The sequence below is a fragment of the Puniceibacterium sp. IMCC21224 genome (assembly GCF_001038505.1).
In the GTDB taxonomy this organism is placed as follows: domain Bacteria; phylum Pseudomonadota; class Alphaproteobacteria; order Rhodobacterales; family Rhodobacteraceae; genus Puniceibacterium.
The window spans coordinates 209,592-230,135 of record NZ_LDPY01000002.1; the positions used below are offsets into that span (position 1 = coordinate 209,592).

17 protein-coding genes and 1 pseudogene are annotated in these 20,544 nt (G+C 59.0%); 1 reads left to right on the forward strand and 17 read right to left on the reverse strand.

From position 1 onward, the window contains the following. Positions 1–3: 3 nt before the first annotated feature. The 14 genes from IMCC21224_RS20450 to IMCC21224_RS20515 all read right to left on the reverse strand — a co-directional run bounded on the left by IMCC21224_RS20450 (position 4) and on the right by IMCC21224_RS20515 (position 16,881). Positions 4–1,413: a hypothetical protein gene (locus IMCC21224_RS20450; RefSeq protein ID WP_047997431.1), complete on the reverse strand. Its 1,410-nt coding sequence runs from the start codon at positions 1,411–1,413 to the stop codon at positions 4–6. Continuing rightward, positions 1,410–3,299, reverse strand: coding sequence for a glycosyltransferase family 2 protein (locus IMCC21224_RS20455; protein WP_047997432.1), 1,890 nt, complete (start codon positions 3,297–3,299; stop codon positions 1,410–1,412). The genes IMCC21224_RS20450 and IMCC21224_RS20455 overlap by 4 nt, the downstream gene beginning before the upstream one ends. A 6-nt stretch (positions 3,300–3,305) precedes the next feature. Continuing rightward, positions 3,306–5,249 (reverse strand): cellulose biosynthesis cyclic di-GMP-binding regulatory protein BcsB, encoded by a 1,944-nt coding sequence (locus IMCC21224_RS20460; protein ID WP_156178382.1) that lies wholly within the window; start codon positions 5,247–5,249, stop codon positions 3,306–3,308. Further along, positions 5,246–5,611 (reverse strand): Hpt domain-containing protein, encoded by a 366-nt coding sequence (locus IMCC21224_RS20465; protein WP_047997434.1) that lies wholly within the window; start codon positions 5,609–5,611, stop codon positions 5,246–5,248. The genes IMCC21224_RS20460 and IMCC21224_RS20465 overlap by 4 nt, the downstream gene beginning before the upstream one ends. A 721-nt stretch (positions 5,612–6,332) precedes the next feature. Beyond that, positions 6,333–7,589, reverse strand: a complete 1,257-nt coding sequence (glp, locus tag IMCC21224_RS20470; RefSeq protein ID WP_047997435.1) for a gephyrin-like molybdotransferase Glp — start codon at positions 7,587–7,589, stop codon at positions 6,333–6,335. Between the two features lie 63 nt (positions 7,590–7,652). Further along, entirely contained in the window at positions 7,653–10,118 is a 2,466-nt protein-coding gene (locus IMCC21224_RS20475; protein WP_047997436.1) for an arsenate reductase (azurin) large subunit, read from the reverse strand. A gap of 12 nt (positions 10,119–10,130) precedes the next feature. Next, the gene (locus IMCC21224_RS20480; RefSeq protein ID WP_231582163.1) at positions 10,131–10,592 is read right to left on the reverse strand and encodes an arsenate reductase (azurin) small subunit; all 462 of its coding nucleotides are present in this window, start codon (positions 10,590–10,592) and stop codon (positions 10,131–10,133) included. A gap of 219 nt (positions 10,593–10,811) precedes the next feature. Next, positions 10,812–12,056, reverse strand: coding sequence for a sigma-54 dependent transcriptional regulator (locus tag IMCC21224_RS20485; protein WP_047997438.1), 1,245 nt, complete (start codon positions 12,054–12,056; stop codon positions 10,812–10,814). Next, positions 12,049–13,473, reverse strand: coding sequence for a sensor histidine kinase (locus tag IMCC21224_RS20490; RefSeq protein ID WP_047997439.1), 1,425 nt, complete (start codon positions 13,471–13,473; stop codon positions 12,049–12,051). The genes IMCC21224_RS20485 and IMCC21224_RS20490 overlap by 8 nt, the downstream gene beginning before the upstream one ends. A 3-nt stretch (positions 13,474–13,476) precedes the next feature. Further along, positions 13,477–14,325 carry a PhnD/SsuA/transferrin family substrate-binding protein gene (locus tag IMCC21224_RS20495; protein WP_047997440.1) on the reverse strand — a complete coding sequence of 283 codons (849 nt, stop codon included), beginning with the start codon at positions 14,323–14,325 and terminating at the stop codon, positions 13,477–13,479. A gap of 46 nt (positions 14,326–14,371) precedes the next feature. Further along, positions 14,372–15,103: an arsenical resistance protein ArsH gene (gene arsH / locus IMCC21224_RS20500; protein WP_047997645.1), complete on the reverse strand. Its 732-nt coding sequence runs from the start codon at positions 15,101–15,103 to the stop codon at positions 14,372–14,374. A gap of 43 nt (positions 15,104–15,146) precedes the next feature. Further along, positions 15,147–15,518, reverse strand: coding sequence for an arsenate reductase (glutaredoxin) (gene arsC, locus IMCC21224_RS20505; RefSeq protein ID WP_047997441.1), 372 nt, complete (start codon positions 15,516–15,518; stop codon positions 15,147–15,149). Then, the gene (gene arsB, locus IMCC21224_RS20510) at positions 15,515–16,534 is read right to left on the reverse strand and encodes an ACR3 family arsenite efflux transporter (protein WP_047997442.1); all 1,020 of its coding nucleotides are present in this window, start codon (positions 16,532–16,534) and stop codon (positions 15,515–15,517) included. The genes arsC and arsB overlap by 4 nt, the downstream gene beginning before the upstream one ends. Continuing rightward, a complete protein-coding gene (locus IMCC21224_RS20515; RefSeq protein WP_047997443.1) occupies positions 16,531–16,881 on the reverse strand; it encodes a helix-turn-helix transcriptional regulator in 351 nt (116 codons plus the stop codon). Before IMCC21224_RS20515 ends, arsB begins: the two co-directional genes overlap by 4 nt. 364 nt (positions 16,882–17,245) lie before the next feature. Here IMCC21224_RS20515 and IMCC21224_RS28610 point away from each other — a divergent pair. After that, positions 17,246–17,374, forward strand: a pseudogene (locus IMCC21224_RS28610) (IS5/IS1182 family transposase); the annotation flags it as partial. 226 nt (positions 17,375–17,600) lie between these two features. Here IMCC21224_RS28610 and IMCC21224_RS20520 read toward each other — a convergent pair. The 3 genes from IMCC21224_RS20520 to IMCC21224_RS20530 are packed head-to-tail and all read right to left on the reverse strand — an operon-like array spanning position 17,601 to position 20,445. Beyond that, positions 17,601–18,581, reverse strand: coding sequence for an SMP-30/gluconolactonase/LRE family protein (locus IMCC21224_RS20520; protein ID WP_047997444.1), 981 nt, complete (start codon positions 18,579–18,581; stop codon positions 17,601–17,603). A gap of 14 nt (positions 18,582–18,595) precedes the next feature. Next, entirely contained in the window at positions 18,596–19,876 is a 1,281-nt protein-coding gene (locus IMCC21224_RS20525) for a TRAP transporter large permease (RefSeq protein ID WP_047997445.1), read from the reverse strand. 2 nt (positions 19,877–19,878) lie between these two features. Beyond that, positions 19,879–20,445 (reverse strand): TRAP transporter small permease, encoded by a 567-nt coding sequence (locus tag IMCC21224_RS20530; protein ID WP_053079115.1) that lies wholly within the window; start codon positions 20,443–20,445, stop codon positions 19,879–19,881. Between the last annotated feature and the right edge of the window lie 99 nt (positions 20,446–20,544).

A 20,544-nucleotide genomic window follows, 5' to 3' on the forward strand; every position in this document is an offset into this window, starting at 1 on the left:
CCTTTACTGTCCAAATTTCTGGTACACTCGCCAATTGTCGTCCTCAAAAACCTGGCCATAGTTATTGAGCTTGTCAGACTTCAGAAGCGGAAATCCCCGCAACACGCGATCACTTGTGACGGAGTCGTCATCCCCATTCTGGGTTACGATATAGTCGGCCGTGATGCGCCCGCCCTGCAATGCCGTATCATAGGCCGGTGAGCCAGCAAGCAGCAGGTTGGCCACAGTACCGAGGGCAGTCACAATCTCTGGATTTCTTTCAACATCCACCATGATGTTATCCTTGGCAACGAGAAACCCCGCGATTTCCCGAGTCGGCGACACTGCACCCGAATTCTGACGGGTCATGGCCGTATACCATCGGGCCGTTTCGTTCCCCTTATTCTCCCGAAAGGAAATCAAGCACAGCAAAAGCGACAGGGCCGGTAATGCGATCATGTTTGCCGTGCGCATGGTTACAGGCGGCCAAAAGCGCATCGCAACGGCGATGACCGACAACATCGGTGCTATGGCGATAAAAGGGTCCGACTCGATATGGTAGAAAGAGTTAAGGACGTAGGCGCCAAACACCGTCCCCATTGCGGCCAATAACGGCATGAAATGACGCGGGCTTTTGACTGTCCGGAACACCGCTACGAAGGCAACTGGCGTAATTCCCGCCAGGACGACCCCGTGATTGCCACCGACAGCGTCCATGTCCCTGCCAACGATAAGCGGTATGAGCGAGCTGTTGAAAATCGCGCTGATGAACAGCAATGATGCGACGGCCGTCAGCACTGGAAAAAACATGGAAAAGAGATATCCCCATGACGAGGCGACAAGCATGCTTGGTCGTGCGGCGACGATGATACAGGGCATCGCCCCAGCGCAGATCAGCAAGCCGTAGCTGTGTGACAGCGAGACAATCAAAAGTCCCACAGCCACCTTCATCATGTCCGGCGCATTGCCCGAGAGTCTGAGATTGACGAGCCCCCTCGCGTAGATCCAGCTGCCGATCAGCAACAATACCGTTTCCGGCCCATCAGATACCGCACGCAGAAAGAATGGATTCAACGTCAGAAGCGCCGTAACCAATATAGCGGCGAGCGTCCCGAGATTGCCCTTGTCACGCAAATTGAAGAACCAGATGAGGACCAGAAAGGCCCCAAGCCCCGCAGACAAAAGTGACGGGATCGGCACCGACGTACCGCCAGTCGCGCCCTGAATTATGAGGGCCAGAACATAGGGCACCGGAGGATAAAATGCGTCGGTGGCGCGAAACCCCGGCGGCCCGTCTATCAACACGATCGCCTTGGCCCAAAGGTTGGTCACGCTCTGCGACACAAAACCGTTCGCCTCGGCCCAGGCGAGCGTGACAAGAAGGACAGTCGCGAGCGCTGTCCATGCCGCAATCATGCGGATCAGCGGGCTCATGCTTCGACCCCGCCGGATTCCAGCTTGGCTTCTGCGACTTCATTGGCCGTGTGTTTGGACAAGCCATGCTGGGTTTTTTCCCAATAGAAGGGGTTAAAGACCAGTTGAGACAGTGCTTTGTAAGAGGCGATAGTCATTAGCACCCAGTAGCCAACCACGGTAATGCCCCAGGGTGCCAAATCCGTCCAACGACGCCGGAACGGGGCAACCATCGTGAGGTAGATCAGCAGCCCATTTCCCGCCAGCAGATTGATAAGCGACAGGTAAAGGATCTGAGGCGGAAAATATGGCGAGATGACATCCGTTCCAAAGAACATCCAAACCGCGAAGATGGTCCAGAACACGGGGTTGAGCAGTCCGGACAGAAAAGTACCGCCGATGAAAAAGATGAACCCGAACACGCCCAGAGGACCGATTGTCCGCCACAAGTGAATCGGACGCCGACTGTGCACAAGGAAGGTCTGCATGTAGCCCTTGATCCACCTCGATCGCTGGCGGATCCAGTTGGGGATCGACACGTTGGCCTCTTCAAAGGTGGTGGAATCGATGACACCGACGCGATAGCCCTTTTGCGTCAGCCTGATGCCCAGATCGGCGTCTTCGGTCACATTAAACGGATCCCACGCATTCAGTTCGCGCAAGACGTCCATGCGGAAATGGTTCGATGTCCCACCCAGCGGGATTGGCACCTTTAGCTTTTCCAGCCCTGGCAGCATCAGATCGAACCAAAGCGAATAGTCGAGGGTAAACATCCGCGTGAGCCAGTTCTCACGCGAATTGTAATAGTTGAGGCGGCACTGGATGCAGGCCGTGTTCGGCGCAGATTGCCGGAATGCAGCAAGAACCTTTTTGAGCTGGTCTGGTTCCGGCTTGTCTTCGGCATCAAAGATCACAAGGAATTCGCCCTGCGAATAACGCAGCGCAAAGTTGCAGGCTTTCGGCTTGGTCTGGGGATGCGAGGCAGGCACGCGCACGATTTCGAACACCCCCTCGAGTCCCAGCTTTCTGGCCGCATCAATCGTTTCATGATCGCCTTCTTCAAGGACGATCTTGATGTCCAGCTTGGCCAGCGGATAGTCCAGATTCCGCAGCGCCTGTGCCAGAATCGGCAGTACTTCGGGTTCGCGGAACATCGGCACAAGGACCGTGTAGACCGGCAGATCCTCGTCGCGCAGCAACGCCGCCTCGGCGCTGATCGCCTTGGACGAGTTTTCCTGCGCCTCGCCACCGACCCAGACAAGGACCGCCTTGAACAGAAAATTTCCGGTGTAGAAAACCGTCAGCAGGGCATTGATCACAATCAGCGTCGTGATCGGCGCAAAGGCGATTCCGGCAAGGAATACGGAAAGCAGCAGATAGATCGCCAGGACCTGTGGCGGCGTAATAACATTTTGCGCCGACATGTCCGGATCAATTTCCGCCAGCGCAAAGACCGCATCATGCGAATGCTGTTCACGGAATGCCCGCTGGATAGACCAGGAGACGTCAAAATGCGAGGCAACAACGATTTTGGCACCGGGGCCATAGACGTCGCGGATATGGAGCAGCGTCCTCGGGCCGGGCCGCGCTGTTGCAACCGTGATCTGCCCCCCGGCGTCGGACACCGGCACAGTCATCATGTCATTCATGACGCGCGGATCGAACCGGCGGATCAGCGCGTCCTCAGCCCTGTCATCGGTCAGATTGACCAGCTTCAGATCAAAATGGGTCGCAATTTCGCGATAGAGTGCCTCGGATGAGACCCATTTTCGCGCATTGAGCACCTTGACCAGAGAGACATTCCAGTCAATCGCAAGCTGTTCCGCCTGATCGAGCTGATCTGGGCTAAGTACACCACGGTCCAGCAACAGGGATCCGATTGCCTCGCTCTCGGCGTCTAGTCCCATGCTAGATCAATCTGTCTGTTTGGGGCTGCGACGCGATCTGTAAAGTCGCTGGAACACGCCAAGCATAAGCAGGGTCAGCACCGCCCAGAAACCACCGACAATCCACGGGCGGTATTTTGCAAGGATCTGCATCACGTTTGTCCGGTCTGGATAAACGACCGTCAGCAAATCGCTGCGTTTGGTCGACGTTGCAACCACAACGCCGCTTTCATCAATCAGCGCAAGATTTCCCCGATCCAGAACAAGCGGATTGCGATCCGAAAGCATCGGCGCAGGACCGGAGCCAGGCCTGATCCACAACCCCTTGGCGCCGTTTAGATCGACGATCTGAACGATTCCCAGTCGGTCCAGATCCTGTCCGTTGAACAATAGATTTCCGGCAGAATCTCGAATCTCCACAGCCCCCTCATCCAACGTTATTTCACTGTCAGCGCCCGCCGGGGACGATTTGGAAATCACGATAAAAGGAGTCGTACCGTCAAGCGCCGCGATGCTGCCTTTGAGAGAAACTCTGGACCCATCCGGCAGTACGGATCCCGCAATACCGGCACTCCACCGCAGAATATCGTCCTGCGTCATGCCCAGGTTGGTATCGACGACAAGGTCGGCTCCGTCGGAAAATTGCTGAGAGAGCACGAAAAAATCGTCTGTCGTGTCACGGTCCGCAACAAGATCGAATTTGCTGCCTGGCAGAATCTGGGCGGGGTAGCCCTGGACCTTGTAGGTACAGCTTCCGCCGGTGGGCTGGCGCTGAACCAGGATGCGCAGCACATTGTCACGACTGACAAGTCCGTCGGGGACATCGAACGCGATACGTTCCAGATCGCCACTGTTGAGCGGGCGACTGCCCAGGATTGCGTCGTTCAGATAGGCCGTCAACGTCGCGCCCCGACCCTCGGGGTCAAGCGCGGAGGCCGCAATCAAATCAAGCGATGCAATCCGTCGCCCAGCCGGAATGTCGCTCACACGGAACGGGAATTCGAAAGTGCTGTTCGAGGCCACGAACTGCGCGCTCATACCAGCATCAAGGGTAGCCAGCCCAAGTGCATCCGGATCACCCGCGATTGTCCCGACCTGATTGGTCTGTGCTGTCTCAGGGCCGGCGATGCCCATCCAGATCGACGACAACTGATCAAGTCCCACCTGTGGATCCGTGCCCGAAATAATCAGGCCGGGAAAACTGGTTTCGCGCAAGACGCCGATCTCGCTCGCTCCGCCAAACTCCGATGCGCTGATGACGATATCTGCGGTCGTCCAGTCGGTCGCGTCCTGCGGGCGCTCTGCCGGGTCCCCGAAATGCAGATGCCCGGCCTCGGCATTGAACACTGTCGCCGCATTGAACGCAGCCGCGATATTTGCCGGACTTTCTTCGGCAAAGCGAAGACGCACATCCCGCGGCATCAGCCCAGCGACCGTCGCAGGCGACCGCATTGCCGCAGCATCCAGAGTCAACGTCAGCGCCGAATCCGGCTCAATAACGAGGTAGTCACCCGACGATCTCTCGTCGACACAGACCCGGTCGGAATAAGCACCGGAGTATTTCAGACCGACCTGAAGAAACCCGTTACGGATGTCCTCCTGGGTAACGGGAATTTCGATCGCCAGCTTGCCACCCTCAGGAGCAAGAGCTTGCGTCTTCGTAAATCGGTTTCCGGCAGAGAGCAGGAGGTAGCGTTCAACGTCGCTGGTCGCACCGTGTTCGACCTTTATCCTGATCGTTCCGCCCATGACCGGCGCCGCATAGGGCACAGGGAAATAGAGCGTGGTTTCACCTGCAAGCTGCTGGAACTCTAGACCATCCGAAAACCCCAGATCCGACACCGAGATCGAGCGAGTAATCGCATCCGTCCTTGCGGGCGCATCAGCGGGCACTTCGGACGTCTGAGCATTCAAATTTGTGCCCGCGCAAAGAAGAGCCGCGAGGGCGAGTACGCTGAGTTCAGTTTTCATTGGCTAGATATCTCTATTGCAAGCGCTTGACCAATCTCACGTAGTTCAGCGATGATTTTTTTCAGTTTCAGAGTCTCTTCCGGCGAAAGCGATCGGTTTTCTTCATCCGCGCGTTCCGCCGTGCTCAGACCTTTCCTTACGACCGTTTCGACGTCCATCAAATCCAGCATAGCAGCATTCCCGGCCATGTCGTGCAAGAGGCGGTGCAATTTGCGCGACGCCGTCTCGTTCGCATCATGCTCATGATTGTCCGACATATGATCAGAGATCACGTCCAACTTACCCTGCAGGTCATTTACAAACCGCATCCGGATCACTGCCAGGCTCTTTAAATATGCCTCGGATTTTTCGCCCGTCGTCATCGCATGCCCCTTAGTCAACGTTACGCCAGTTCAGGCTCTGATGCTGACGGTACGTTGATCAGTTCAAAGCACAAGGAATGGATGAAATTTCCGCCACGTCTCTACCTTTGGCGGATCAGACGCACCATCGCACTCGTCGATCTGACTGCTGTACATACGTGATCTGCGCCCTAAAAGTTTCAAGCCACCGTCAACAAATGTATGGTTTGCGTCCACCACCGTCGATTCTACTAAACTACCATCCGAGCGACCGTCCGTTTGATGCTGCTGATGCCGTGATTCGTAAGATACCCTTAGTAAATACAAGCACTTCGGTGCAATCAAGGGTAGATTTGTATCACATAATTTCAATCTTTGGTTTGTCGCCGGACCTGCCCACGTCATATCTCACAGCGGAAGGGCGCGAAGCGTATATCGAAGCGTATATCGCAGCGTCGACCGCGTCCACCCCCGCTTCATACTGACGATGGCCGCCAACAACCTGGCCCGACGACCCGGATTGCCGAGAGCATGAGACGGACGGCGACGGCATGAAGGCTAAAAATCTCGGATCCATGTTGAAAAGCGAAGGGCGCAGACCCCCTAGGGGACGAATAATATCCATGCCTGTCGACTATTGCAGCGGCTTGCTACGCGCCTCTTCCACACCCGCAAGGCTGTCCGTCTGATCCCTTGTCACCGGGGGCAAAAAACGCGGGCGCGCTGATCCCCGAGAAGTCGGTCATTCAAAAAGCGGTTCGACCTTAAGCTGTTGGCCGGGATGCACGATCGACAGATCCGACGGGATCACCGCGATGCCCATCGCCAATGCGATAGGGGACAGCGAGGCCGAGGCACCCGGCCCCAACCGTTCCAGGATCGGCCGACCCAAACTGTCGCGTCTGCTCCATGCGACTGGAATATATTCGCGCCGACCTGTGGTGCGCGCATAGCTGAACCCGGCTGTGGCGGGCAGCCAGGTGTCAGGCTCATCTGTCAGTCCGGCGACCTTGCGCAGTGCGGGGCGGGCGATCTGGGAAAAGGTGATCGCCGCAGCGTAGGGATTCCCCGGAAGGCCAAAGTACAGCGCCTGCCCAAGTCGACCAATGGTCAGCGGCTTACCGGGGCGGATGGCAACCTTGAGCACATCCAATTCCGCCTGTTCGGCCCGCAACGCGTCAAGAATGTGATCCTCTTCGCCCGCGGACACCCCGCCGGACGAGATCACAACGTCATGCGATCCTGCAGCCGCGCGGATCGCAGCGCGGATTTTGGCCGGCTCATCAGGCAGAATGCCAAGGTCAGTAACCTCAACCCACGCAAGGCGCGCCAGCGTCGCGCGCAACATCACCCGGTTGGAATTGTAGATCTGCCCTGGCCCCAGCGCGTGACCGGCCTCGACCAGCTCATTGCCCGTCGACAGGATTGCCACGCGGACACGGCTGTGCACGGCAACGGTTGCAACACCGCACCCAGCCAGCAACGCCAGACGTGGCGGGGTGAGAGACAGCCCGGCGGCGAGCGCCTGCGTCTTTTTTTGCACATCCTCGCCAAGGCGGCGGATATTCTGGCCGAGCTGCGGGCGCTGCGTCAGCAGTATTATGTCATCAACACGGGACACCTGTTCCTGCATGACGACGGCATCGGCCCCCGCTGGCATCGGCGCACCAGTAAATATGCGGGCGGCTGTCCCCCGAGCCAGACAGAGACTGCGCCCGTCCCCAGCCGCAATCCGGTCGGCAATACAAAGTTCCCACGGGCCGTCTCCGCGCAGATCGGACAGACGCAGCGCATAGCCATCCATAGCGGAATTGTCGAACGGTGGCAGGGCCGTAGCAGCAATGGCCGGCGCGCTCAGAACCCGCCCGAGTGCGTTATCCAGGGCAAGCGCCTCTCGCCGCGCCACCGGACAGGCAACCGCCACGGCGCGCAACCTTGCGGCATCGACTGACATGGCCGGACCACTTTTGCCCGCCGAACACATTGCCGTTTCTGCCATGGTCACCCCCCAGGAATGAAAGACTCCGCCCCTGACGATATGGGGCGGAATCGTTTGCATGGTCTACAGCATGATCTCGTGCGACTTGAACGAGATGCTGCGGGTCTGCGACGTCGCATCCGAAATCTTGCGGATGTCGCCCCAGCAATGTTTGTAATCCGGCAGGACCAGTTCATTCACGCCGGGGTTGACCACATTGCCCTGACTGCCGGCGGGCGAGCCAAAGACCATCGCAACCGTGTCGCGTTTCAGCGACGGCATCGGATAGGCCATACCCTGTGTCACGCCGTTGTCGTTGATGATCTCAAGCAGATCGCCGGGGTTCAGCCCCAGGTCGACCATGTCGTCCGGATGGATCTGCACAAACGGATGCGGATAGCGGTCCTGAACAAAATCGTTGTCCTGATCCAGGAACTGGTTCTGCCAAAAGATGTTGGCACGGACGTTGTTGATCCAGAACCGGTGCGCTGCCTGTTCGCGCGCTTTGCCCGCCGCCTGCCAGCCGCGCCAGCCTGCCGCACAAAACAGCGCCTTGCCATCGTCGCGCCCGTGGCGGGTAAACACACCATCGACATACAGCCGCGTTGTGCCGATCAGCTGGCCGTTCTCGAACCCCGTCACTGGTTCCTGCACGCCGTTGTTGCCTGCCGCGCGAAGACGTTCATAGGTCACTTCCGGGTTGGCCGAGTTGTAGCCGTCCATAAAGGCGTCTTCCTCGGTCTCCCAATCGTAGCCCTGAAACTGGTCTGCGTAGGCGTCGTTGCCGATATCGCGCAGCACACGCTCCATATGCTGCGCAATGCTTGCGGCGATCAGCGCGTCAGGTTTCGAACTGCCGAACGGGTCCATATACTTTTCCGACAGACGCAGCCGCCGTTCGCCGTTCATCGAGGTCAGGTTCATCTCGTTGGATTCGCAGGCCGGCAGGATCACGTGGGCGTTCTGGCCGATCTGGCTGTGGATGATGTCCACATCGACCACAAACAGACCACCCGCGTTGATTGCCGACACGATGGCATCGACCATCTGTTCGCGCGTGCCACCGGCAGCGCTGTCGATTGCGTCCTTGACCATGTCGGACCGGCGTTTGTGTACCCGTTTGAATTCGGACGCATTCAGCGTGGTCTTGTAGTGATCGCAGGCCCAGATATGATGCACACCGCCCAATCCTCGAATCAAAAACTGGTCGATATATTCTGCCGGGCGCCCGACATGGGCATCCGAGGGGCGGAAATACCCCTCTTGGTGGCCACCCAGACGGCAGACGCCGCCGCCTTCGCGCCCCAGATTTCCGGTGGCAAGTGCGATGTTCACCAGCGCGCCGATGGTGCGGTAATTGTCATTGCCCCAGATGATGCCCTTTTCATAGGCGGTCACACATTTGCGGCGGCTGCCATCGTCCATCGGCTGGGCGATCCACTCGGCAGCCTTTTGGATATTTGCAGCAGAGACACCACAGATTTCTGCGGCTTCTTCCAGCGAGGTGCGGCAGGTCTGCATGGCGTAGTCCAGATCGCCAAGGCCCGCAGGGTGCGCCTCGTCCTGGACCACAGCCTCGCCACCCTGATAGGTCGAATTGGCGATGAAATCGGCGTCCACCCAACCCTGATCGACGATATGGGTCAGCAGCGCGTTGAACAGCGCCATGTCCGTGCCTTCGTTGATCGCAAGGTGCAGCACATTCTCTGCCCCGGCATATTGCTCAGACGACGCGATGGTCAGGGTCCGGCGCGGGTCGACCACGATCATCCGGGCGCCGTTTTGCAGGCCCGGGACCATGTGGTTCAGGTACAGGTTGGTCTGCGTCTCCATCGAATTGGCCCCGACCATAAAGATCGTGTCGGTCAACTCGTAATCCTCGTAGGCATAATTCAGTTCGTCCACACCCATGTCGCGGGTGGAATGCACCTCGGAATTATAGGCCGGACGGTTGTGGATGCGGCAGTTTTTGATCTTCATGCTCTCGAAATAGAGCTTGCCGGTGCCCCAGGTGTTTTCGTACCCGCCGGCAGAACCACCGTGGTCGAACATCGACACCACCAGATCGTCCTCGGACCCTTCGGTCACGACCTTCGCCGTGACCCGTGCCACCAGGTCCAACGCGTCGTCCCATGATGTCGGCTGCCAGACGCCATTGCGCCAGACCAGCGGATCGGTCAGGCGCTGCTGCTGCGTGCCGGTCACACGTGACGGCCGGTTTTCCGCCATCCGCGCGCCGCGCACCGACCCAAGACCCGAGTTGACGACGCAGTTTGAGTCCGGCTTGACCACCAGTTGCACATCGCGACCGTTTTGGCGCACCACGTTGTACATCGAAGGCGCATACCATGCCTCGGTTTCCATGTACTGCTGTTCGCCGAGGTCGACGCCGAACTTGTTCTGTTCCGGTGCCGTGCCGCCCTGGCGGTTCATTGGCCACGTATAGGCCTTGTAGCCGCAACCGACGATGCAATAGTGGCAGGTGACGTTGAATTCGTCTGCGTCTGCGGGGATGATCGGCAGACGGTCGATCTGTCTTTTGTAAGCCATTGTCTTTCTCCCTCAGAGCACGTTCGACAGACGGCCGTAGATCAGCTCGTCCACACCATCGGCGTAGATTTCGCCGCCATCATCGACACGCAGCAGGAATTGCGGCAGGTTGCTGGTGGCATGGCCCCAGATCTGCTGGCCACCGGATTCACAGTCAAAACGGGAATGGTGGCCGGGGCAATTCAGCGTCTTGTCATCTGCGGAATAGCTCATCATCCAGCCCTTGTGCGGGCACAGCACTGAAAACGCGACGATGTCACCGTCCGGGCCAACGGCGCCTTCGACGGCCTGACCCAGCTTGAGCATCACACCGGGGCTGTCGGCGTCGGGATAGGTGATGTCCAGCGGTTCGTTCACCACCAGATCGGCGATGTTGGCCAGACGGTTTTCCGGGTATTCGACGCGAGCCAGCGCCTGTGCGCGGGCCTGTTCTGGTGTCATGACGGTTGCGGCGACGGCGCCTGCCGTGGCCATCATCCCGCCTCTGAGAAACTGTCGACGCCCTGCATCGACCAAACGGTTGCACTTCATTGGCTAGAACCCTCCCTGGCTCATCAAGTGATAGATGATCCGGGACAGATTATTGTATGTATTCACGCAGGGCGACGGCCGTGATAGTCATGCCGCAAAGCGGCTATGCCTTGATTATAAGGGTATAATTCTGATGTTCGGGAATCCGAACATCGAACGGGGTCAGGACAGTCCGAGTTTCTGCATTTTCTCCCAAAGGGTTGTTCGCGCAATTCTAAGTAGCTTTGCCGCCTCTCCAATCTGGCCGCCCGTCCGGTCGAGCGCGGCAATGATCTGCACTTTTTCCGCTGCTTGGCGTGCCCCGGCCAATGACATCATGTCATCGGATTGCGCGAGGTGTTCCGGGAACAGGTCGGACGGCTGCAACATTGGACCCGCAGACACTGCAAGGCCGCTGATCAGTCTGGCGCGCACTTCGCGCCCCCCACCCGGCCAGTCATGGACGCGCGCGGCCTCTTCGCACAGCGCACTGATCCCCTGAAGAGCAGGGGCGTGATCAGGGGCCAGTTTGCGAAACAGCTGCTGGAGCAACCAGACCGCATCGTCTGGCCGTGTCGCCAAAGGCGGGACAGGTATGTCGATATGCGCCAGACGGTAAAAGAGTTCGGAACTGAACCGTTGATCGGCGATCAGCCCGTCCAGATCATTGCCACAGGCCGTGATCAAACGTCCGTCGCCACCACCCCGGTCCAGCCGTTGCAACAACCTTGCCTGAACCGCACCCTGCATCCTGCTGATGGCGTTGATAAAGAGTGTGCCGTCCTCCACGATGTCAAAACCGCGCCCGGGCGCGAACAACGCCTCGTCTTGATCGGCCTCTTTGGCAAGGTTGATGAGGACAAAAGGCGCCGCGCGGCGCTCTGACAGATCATGGATACGTCGTGCAATCAGATCCTTGCCCGTTCCCGGACCACCGCGGATCAATGTTGGCTGCGCGTCCTTTGCGGCGCGGGCGATCAGCATTTCAATTCGTCTGGCCGCTTGCGAGACCCCTAACAGCCGGGCAAAGCCCAGATCCGGGCCGGGTTCAGAACGCGGCGCGACAAGCAAACTCAGCCGTTCCAGGAAGACCGCCATATCAAAGGGTTTGGTCACGTAATCGGCAGCGCCGGATTTGATCAGCCGAACCGCCTGAGTGATGCCGCCCTTTCCGGTTATGAACAGGAAAGGCGGAGGGGCGCCCGTGTGTGCAAGCGTGGCGAACAGCTCTTCCCCGGACCCGTCCGGCAGTCCGATGTCGCAGATCACCGCATCTATCGGCTGCCTTGGTGTGCGGATTGCGCCAAGGGCGCGAACCATCTGCTTGAGCCAAAGCACCTGCGCGCCCTCCAGCTCGAGCCGTTGCAGCAGCGATGCACCCATGATGTCGTCATCTTCGACCAGCACGATATATCTATCCTTAAGCATCTGGCGCTTCGCTGTTTGGGCCTAATATGACGCGGATACATGTCACGCCGCCGACGCGTTCATGCACGATGTAACCTTGCAGACCGGTTGTAAGATCCCGCACAAGCCGCAGACCAACACCGCCACCGGGCGACAGCGGTGCATCAGTCAGCAGACGGTCCAGCGCGGATTTGGGCATTCCTACCCCGGTGTCTGAGACCTCGATGGACAGTTGATCATTCCCGGTGGCGGCGCTTAGTCCGATCCGTCCACCGTGCTCTGCGGCAGCGCAGGCATTCAACAACAGGTTCAACACGATCTGGCGGACCGGGCCGGCCGCAAGGCGGTTCGCGGTCTCTGGCGACAGAACGACTGACCAGCCCAGGTCCAGCCCCTGCCGCGACACTTCGGGCTGGATCAACAGCCTGAGATCTTCGAAATCCTCGGACGCCAATTGACGGTCCCCGTCGTCCAGACGATTCTGTTCCAGCGCCACGCGGGTCACGTCGCGAAGATGGCGCAGGCCACGGTCCAGCAGATCTGCGGACTGCCGCACCACTTCGGGTCGGTCGGGAAAGTTGCGGATCGTATCCGTGGCATTCAAAAGCCCGCCCAATGGGTTGTTGATTTCGTGCGCCAATGACGATGACAGCCGTCCGAGTGCAACAAAACGCTCGCGCTCCGCCAGTCTTCGCTCTGCCTCGGCCTTGGCCGCGACGGCACCCACCATCGAGTTGTATGTCCGCGCAAGGCGCGCAAGTTCGCCGTCACCACGCGGAATGCCGGTCGCAGGAATAGGACGGGGCGCGCCACGTGTCTCGGTCATTTGACGCGCCAACGTGGTGACGGGGCGCAGCATCTTGCGCATGGCCAAATACCCGGCAAATGCCAGAACACCCACCGCAAAGGCGTTGCCCAGGATCAAATAGATCAGCGCCTGTCGCCGTTCGGTCAGCAGGTCAGATACATCCAGTTCGGTAACGATCTGACCGACTGTTCTGCCCTGATAGGTCAGCGGAGCAAGCAATCGCAGGACAGGATTGGCCCCCCCGACCGTCAAATCTTCTAGCGCGGCGGCCCCAACCGAAAGATCGGCAATGGCGCTATCCACCGGCACGCGGCGTGGATCGGTCGCCGCAAGGACGCGCCCCGCATCACCCGCGACAGCGGTCAGGATCATCCGCCGCCCTTCGGTACCTTCCGATGCGCGTACGAGTGTATCGTAAACCTCCCAGATGTCATGGCGCAGAACCAGCGGCCCCAGCGCCACCGACAACCCCTCGACATGCAATTGCGCGAGCTCCTGAACCCGCTCATCCTGAACCCGCGCCAGAGCGCGGAGCACCTGCTGTGACGCAACAGCCCCGACAAGCACCATCATGGCCGCCGTGAGAAGCGGTAGTTTGATCGAGAGCGGGAGGCGGCCAAGGGATGACATCCGCTACGGCTCCAGATCTCTCATGCGGTCGGAGATGCCGTCGAACAAGGCATCCGATGCCTGCCGAAACCCGTCGAGCTGAAGAGCCTCAAGCGCCTGCCGCCCCTCATCAGTCTGTCCCATCTCCAGCAGCGCCCTTTGCAATGCTTGTATAGGCTTTGATGCGATGCTGTCGCGCCGGGCACAGACCGGGGGAAACCCCAGCCATTCCGACCGCGAAATGATCCGCGTGCGCTTGGTCAAGGCGGGTTCGATCATGGCCAGCGCCTCCCAGACATATCCATCGACACTGCCCGAGCGCACCAGCCCATCCGCGACAGCGCGTACAACGTTGCGGTGCCCGTAGGTGAAAATCGAGCGGCTGAAAAAGGTCTCGGTGCGCTCATCCATACGGCGCAGATCGGTTGCCGTAACCAGATAGCCGGAATTGGAATCCGGGTCGGAAAACGCATGCGTTCCCCCGCGCAGATCTGTCAAACCTGTTGCGGCATCGTCAGCCGCCACAATCAGATAGGATTGATACCGTGGGCCCCCGCGCCACACAGGAACAGCAACCAGATCCAGCGCATCGGCATGTTGCAGATAGGGATACCCGCAGAGCCATGCCGCATCGACGGAACGTTCCAGAAGCAGGCCGGTAATTTCCTGATAGGTTCGTCTTTGTACCAGCTCGATTTCGCGCGCCATGCCGCGTGACAGCGCGCGTCGCAGCCCGTCAATCACAGCAGCGTCGTTGTCCAAAAAGACCGGCGTCAGCCCAAGTCGAAAGATCGGCTGAGCCTGCGCATGACCTGTCATCGTCGCCGCGCACATTCCCCCCAATATGGCGCGTCGGTTGATAAGATGCGTCATGTTCGTTGACCCCTCTCCTGACCCCGTTTCTAGTTGCGTTGCCTGATCAAAGGGCCTGTTGGTTGACCCGTTCCGACAGCTGGCTCGCGCTTTCCTTGCGCTCGGAATACCGATCAGTAAGGTATTCTGAACGGTCGCGCGTCAGCAGCGTGAATTTTATCAACTCCTCCATCACATCCACGATGCGGTCATAATAAGATGAGGGTTTCATCCGCCCCGCCTCGTCGAACTCCAGAAATGCCTTGGCGACCGAGGATTGATTTGGGATCGTGATCATCCGCATCCATCGGCCAAGAATCCGCATCTGGTTCACCGCGTTAAAGCTTTGTGAGCCGCCAGAGACCTGCATCACCGCCAGCGTCTTGCCCTGGGTCGGGCGCACAGCACCGTCCGACAGTGGAACCCAATCGATCTGGGTCTTCATCAGCCCAGTCATCGCGCCATGCCGTTCCGGGCTGGACCATACCATTCCTTCGCTCCACGCGACAAGTTCGCGCAATTCGCGCACTTTGGGATGACTGGCATCCACGCCATCATCGACCAGCGGCAAACCCGACGGATTAAAAAGCCGAACCTCAGCCCCAAGCCGGTTCAGGATACGCCCCGCCTCCTCTGCCGACAAGCGGCTGAACGACCGCGGCCGAAGCGATCCATAGAGGATTAGGATGCGCGGCACATGGGTGCTGACAGACGGCGTCTGCAAACGAGCGTGGTCAATGCTGGCAAAGCCCGCCTCGTCCATCTGCGGCGTGATGTGATCCGTGAGCGTGTCAGACAATTCAGGTTCCTTTGGCATCGATGATCAATTGGTTGTCCTCTTTTCACAACGGGCCAGGCGGACATGTGTCGAGCAGGTCGAATACAACCTCTAAGGGGCGGCACAGGCGCACCCCCTTTGGGGTACAGACAATTGGGCGGTTGACCAGGATCGGATGCGCCACCATCGCGGCAAGCAGGGCATCGTCTGTCACATCGGGCGCGGTCAGGCCCATCTCTTGGGCCGGGCTTCGCGCCACGCGCAAGGCCTGGCGAGGGGTCAGGTCAGCGGCGGCGAACAGCCCCAGCAACTGCGCTCTTGTCCAGCCCGCACTCAGATATTCGATCACGACGGGCGCGGCGTCCGCCGCCTGCAGAATGGCCAGAACCCTGCGGGAGGTTCCACAGTCCGGGTTGTGATAGATGACGACGCTCATACCGCAAAGCTTGCGCGGGTACGGTTGGCGAACCAAACAAGTGACAGCATCACCGGTACCTCGACCAGAACGCCCACGACCGTGACCAGGGCCGCGCCGGAGTTAAGGCCAAAGAGGCCAATGGCAACTGCGACCGCGAGTTCAAAGAAATTCGATGTGCCGATCAGCGCGCAAGGCGCGGCGACGTTGTGTGGCACCCGCCATTTCCATGCCCAGGCATAGGCGATAGCGAAAATCCCGTAAGACTGGATCAGGATCGGCGTGGCGAGCAAAAGGATCAGCACAGGATTGCCAAGGATGACATTTCCCTGAAACCCAAAGAGCAACACGACGGTCAGCAACAAACCAAGAACCGACATCGGCTTGATCCGTGCCGTAAACCCCGCGACCGCGGCATCACCGCCCTGCCCCATCAGCCGGGCCCGGGTGATGGCCCCGGCCACAAGTGGCAATATGATATAGAGAACTACCGAAAGCACCAGTGTCTCCCACGGTACGGCGATGTCCGTCACACCCAAAAGCAACGCCACAATGGGGGCAAAGGCAAACACCATGATCACATCATTCAGCGATACCTGAACCAACGTGTAATTGGGATCGCCTTTGGTCAGTTGCGACCAAACAAACACCATTGCGGTGCAGGGTGCGGCACCCAGCAGGATCAGACCAGCAACATACTGCCCCGCATCGCCCCGGCCGATCAGCCCGGCAAAAATGTGATTAAAGAACAACACACCGAGCGCCGCCATGGTAAATGGCTTGATCAGCCAGTTCACGACAAGAGTGATCACCAAACCCTTTGGCCGCGCACCGACACCTTTGATCGCGCCAAAATCCACCGCGACCATCATCGGATAGACCATCGCCCAGATCAGCACTGCCACGACCAGGTTGACCGAGGCATATTCAAGACTTGCGAGCACTCCGAAGAGGTCGGGCAGCAGGTTTGCCAGTACAATTCCTGCAACAATACAGAGGAGCACCCAGAGAGAAAGGTAACGTTCAAAGAGGGTCATGAATCTTCTTTCAGCGAGTGAGAGGGAATGACGCAACAGTCTGTATCACGGCTTGCGCTCTCTAGATCACGGATCATCTGCGCCAAGGGAGCCAAGGCATCGGGAGCAAGCGAATAGCAGATCCGTGGCGGGTCGATCTGCCCCGTGATCACTCCGGACGCCTTCAGGATCCGCAGATGCTCGGAAACCGTGGATTGCGCGAGGCCTACAGCCTCGACAATGTCGCCGCCGATGCAACCGGGAGTAGATGCCAGCAGGCGCAGAATTCTAAGCCTTGCCGGATGGCCAATCGCCTTGGCGATGGCCACCATCTTCTCATCTGTACGATCTTGATTGGTTTTATCCATCAGGCCTCTCGCAGCATAATATGATCATATCGTCGTTGTGCGATATACCTGATGGCAAATCAGAGCAACCGTTCCGGGGCAAGGATCTGTCCCTTTCCTCTCCTTTCAGGCGGCTCCGGGTGAAATTGACCAAGGTCAGAGGTTGTGCCGAAACCTTGCCGGAAAGAACGATATGAACCGCCCACATGCCCGCGACGATTTAGCCAAAGTGTTTGCCGCAGATCGTAAAGGCACATCTGTCAGGCAGTCAATTCTGCGGTATCGTCAGCCCAGAGGCTGAAGCCCCGTCAGGCGCGGCATGTTGGTTGAACTTCTCTTGGGGGCCAGGGTCTGAACAGGCTGGAGGGACCAACTGGCAATTCCGGTGAAACTGCCGGGTCAATCCCTTATGGAGCGAGACTTCGGCCGACAGGGGACGGGAAGCCAAGTCCCCATTGCGGTACTCAACCGCTACACAGCTTGCGGCAGAGCTGTGTCCGTGGGCGCAGAATAAATCTGTCGCGCAAAAGGCCAGACCCACTCATACCCTGATTTGCGTATCAAAGCCCTGTGCAACTGCCCGGTCAAAAAGTGCTGCGATTCCATCAGACCCGGGTCGCGTTGCAATGCCGCCATCGCGACACTGCACCCCATACCGCCCATAGTGTCGTATTATCAAAGGTATTCTACTCGGTCAGCTCTGTTCAGCTTAGGGAAACAGCTGGTCGTTCAGTGATTGGCTACGCGTGTCCGCTCCAGTTCCAGTGCACCGGCGGTGCCCCGGCGATGGGTGATCGAAAGGACAGCAGGTGATTGCCATTCAGAGAACCCAAGAAGATCGTCTTTAGATCTGGACCGCCGAAGGCGAGACTTGACAGGTTTGCGACGTGAGCGCCTTTTGACACGGTCATGTGGCCCTTCTTGCCGAAAATTCCTGCGTGGTAATCGGCTTCCATTTCTTCCAAACGGGCATCCGGGTCCTCGAACACCACGAACGGAGCCTCGCCCGGCACCAGCCGGATGAGCCGGTTCGAGATGACGCTGGTAAGCCAGATACCGCCTTCGGCATCAAACGCCATGCCGTCAAGAAAGATTCCGTGGCCGAACTCCATGACCGTCTCGCGCGGGCCAAGGCTGCCGTCCGCACCAAGCGAAAAGCGTGTCAGGCGGCGCCCAAAGGTTTCGTTGACATAGATGTAGGCGCCCTGGGGATCGACCACCGCCTCGTTGGTAAAGCCAAACCCCTCGGCCACGATACGTGCGCCGCGGTCGTCGACCAACACCAGGAAACCTTCGGCGGCATCCGCGTGATAGGTGTCGGTTCGTGGCTGGCTACGGGCGCTTACGGTGATCCAGATCCGGCCCGCCGCATCGCGCGCCACAAAGTTCGCCGGCAGCAGCGGCATACCGTCCACCTCGGTGATGTGGGGTGTCGTTTCACCATCCAGAGCGATCCGCCAGACGCCGCCCTCATCAGCGAGATTGGCGGCAAGAAAGCTGCCGTCGGGCATCATGGTGATGCCGTTAGGCACCAGCGGCCCGCCCCAAGGTTCGCCCATATTGCCAATGAAATGCTGGCTGCCGCCGGATCCGATCCGCATGATGCCGCCCCGCGCATCACAGCAAAAGACTGTTCCGGATCGGGTGGCGAGTACGCATTCGGGGCGCACAAGGTCTTTGCCGACTGGCGTCAGGGTGGCCGGATCAATGGTTAAGTTCATCGCGATCTCCCGATTCAACGGTAAAGGAGGGTGGGCAGCCACATCGAAACGGCTGGAATGAAGGTCACCAGAGCCAGAACGACAAGCAGCGGCAGGATGAACGGCATCGTGGCGCGGGCCGTGGTTTCGAAACTGACGTCCGACACCTTGGCCAGGATGTAAAGGACCATGCCGACCGGCGGCGTCAACAGCCCAAGCATCAGGTTCAGCACCATGATCACGCCGAACTGCACCGGATCGACACCGGCCGCAACCGCCAGAGGAAGAAGCACAGGCACCAGAATGGTAATCGCAGCCACCGTTTCCATGAAACATCCCACCACAAAGAGGATCAGGTTGATCAGTATGAGGATGGCAAAGCGATTGTTTGTCAGTTCCGAGATCAGCGCGGCGAATTCCTGTGGTACCCGGTTCTGCGTCAGCACCCACGAGAAAATCGAAGCCGCAGAGATCACGAACATAATCACCACCGTCGTTTCCAGCGACGCGAGGCTCACACGATAGAGCGCCCGGAGCGGCAGGTTGCGATAGACCACCATGCCAAGGAACATTGCCCAGGCGACGGCGGCGATGGCCGCTTCGGTGGGGGTCATGATGCCGAACAGGATTCCGCCGATGATGATTGCGGGGGTAATCAGCGACAAGGCAGCGGCGCGAAAGCTGGTCCAGAGCACGCACAATGAAAAGGCATTGGCACGGGCATATCCACGACGGCGGGCGTATATGTTGACCATCACCATCAGCGCCACAGCCATCAGCAACCCGGGAATGACTCCGGCGGCAAAGAGCTGACCGATCGAAGCTGAGGCCAGAACACCGTAGATCACCATGGGCAATGACGGCGGGATCAGCGGACCGATGGTCGAAGATGAGGCGGTGATGCCGATTGCGAAATCGGTGTCATAGCCGGCGTCCCGCATGGCACGAATCTCGATCGCCCCTAGCCCGCCCGCATCGGCAACCGCTGCACCGGACATGCCCGCAAAGAGCACCGAGGCGCCAACATTTACGTGCCCCAGTCCGCCGCGCATCCAGCCAACCAGCGCCTGAGCGAAGGCGAAGATGCGCGCCGTGATACCGGCAGAATTCATTAAGTTGCCGGCAAGGATAAAGAAAGGCACCGCCAGCAACGGGAAGCTGTCAACACCAGCAACCATTCGGTGCACGACGACCAGACCGGGCACCTGTCCTGCAACCAGAACATAGACCAATGATGCGCCCGCAAGGCTTAGCGCGACTGGCAGTCCGATGATAACAAAGACGGCAAGTGCGCCAAAAAGGATAAGGATAAGCATTGTCAGCCGCCGTTCTGTCTATGTGCGCGGACACGGCCCACAAGAGCGATGGCACTGCGCAGGGTCATACCAGCAAAACCGACTGTAACGGTCCAGTAGATGATGCCGGTCGAAAGGTCGATTGACGTCATAGGTTGATTGCCCATGAGATTGGCCACCTGCGCACCGTAGTAGGTCAGCGCGGCCAAAAGCGCGACCGAGCAGAACCCGACAGCCACGTCGAGCCAGCGGCGCGGCCCGGGCGTAAGGCGGTCAGCAAAATAGGTCAGAGCGATGTGTTCGCCGCGTGCAAACACTGCCGAGGCTCCGATAAAGGTCATAGCGATCAACAGATAGCGGGCGATCTCCTCGGTCCAGCTCAGAGAGTTATTGAGTGCGTACCGCGTGAAGAACTGCAAGAAAACGGTGATCCCTGTCGCCCAAAACAGGATAAGCGCGACGATGTCTTCGGGCGTGGCGCGGATCTGGCCTGTTTCCTCGTCGGCAAGATGCTTGTCTTGCTCTCCGAGATGGTCGAGAAAACCGGCGCCCGCGCGGATCTTGGCGGGGCGTTCATCCTTGTCTTGCATTTGTCCTCCTGGGTGTTGGATCGCCGACCCGGTCTATGAGCTGAGCGGCACCGGCACCGTCTGGGATGCCGGTGCTGCGGGTGGCGCGGCGAACCGCGC

Bases quoted from the DNA above. Each gene is read 5' to 3' on its own strand.
- IMCC21224_RS20450 (WP_047997431.1), bottom strand. From the start codon at position 1,413: ATGAGCCCGCTGATCCGCATGATTGCGGCATGGACAGCGCTCGCGACT.
- IMCC21224_RS20455 (WP_047997432.1), bottom strand. From the start codon at position 3,299: ATGGGACTAGACGCCGAGAGCGAGGCAATCGGATCCCTGTTGCTGGAC.
- IMCC21224_RS20460 (WP_156178382.1), bottom strand. From the start codon at position 5,249: ATGAAAACTGAACTCAGCGTACTCGCCCTCGCGGCTCTTCTTTGCGCG.
- IMCC21224_RS20465 (WP_047997434.1), bottom strand. From the start codon at position 5,611: ATGACGACGGGCGAAAAATCCGAGGCATATTTAAAGAGCCTGGCAGTG.
- glp (WP_047997435.1), bottom strand. From the start codon at position 7,589: ATGGCAGAAACGGCAATGTGTTCGGCGGGCAAAAGTGGTCCGGCCATG.
- IMCC21224_RS20475 (WP_047997436.1), bottom strand. From the start codon at position 10,118: ATGGCTTACAAAAGACAGATCGACCGTCTGCCGATCATCCCCGCAGAC.
- IMCC21224_RS20480 (WP_231582163.1), bottom strand. From the start codon at position 10,592: ATGGCCACGGCAGGCGCCGTCGCCGCAACCGTCATGACACCAGAACAG.
- IMCC21224_RS20485 (WP_047997438.1), bottom strand. From the start codon at position 12,056: ATGCTTAAGGATAGATATATCGTGCTGGTCGAAGATGACGACATCATG.
- IMCC21224_RS20490 (WP_047997439.1), bottom strand. From the start codon at position 13,473: ATGTCATCCCTTGGCCGCCTCCCGCTCTCGATCAAACTACCGCTTCTC.
- IMCC21224_RS20495 (WP_047997440.1), bottom strand. From the start codon at position 14,325: ATGACGCATCTTATCAACCGACGCGCCATATTGGGGGGAATGTGCGCG.
- arsC (WP_047997441.1), bottom strand. From the start codon at position 15,518: ATGAGCGTCGTCATCTATCACAACCCGGACTGTGGAACCTCCCGCAGG.
- arsB (WP_047997442.1), bottom strand. From the start codon at position 16,534: ATGACCCTCTTTGAACGTTACCTTTCTCTCTGGGTGCTCCTCTGTATT.
- IMCC21224_RS20515 (WP_047997443.1), bottom strand. From the start codon at position 16,881: ATGGATAAAACCAATCAAGATCGTACAGATGAGAAGATGGTGGCCATC.
- IMCC21224_RS20520 (WP_047997444.1), bottom strand. From the start codon at position 18,581: ATGAACTTAACCATTGATCCGGCCACCCTGACGCCAGTCGGCAAAGAC.
- IMCC21224_RS20525 (WP_047997445.1), bottom strand. From the start codon at position 19,876: ATGCTTATCCTTATCCTTTTTGGCGCACTTGCCGTCTTTGTTATCATC.
- IMCC21224_RS20530 (WP_053079115.1), bottom strand. From the start codon at position 20,445: ATGCAAGACAAGGATGAACGCCCCGCCAAGATCCGCGCGGGCGCCGGT.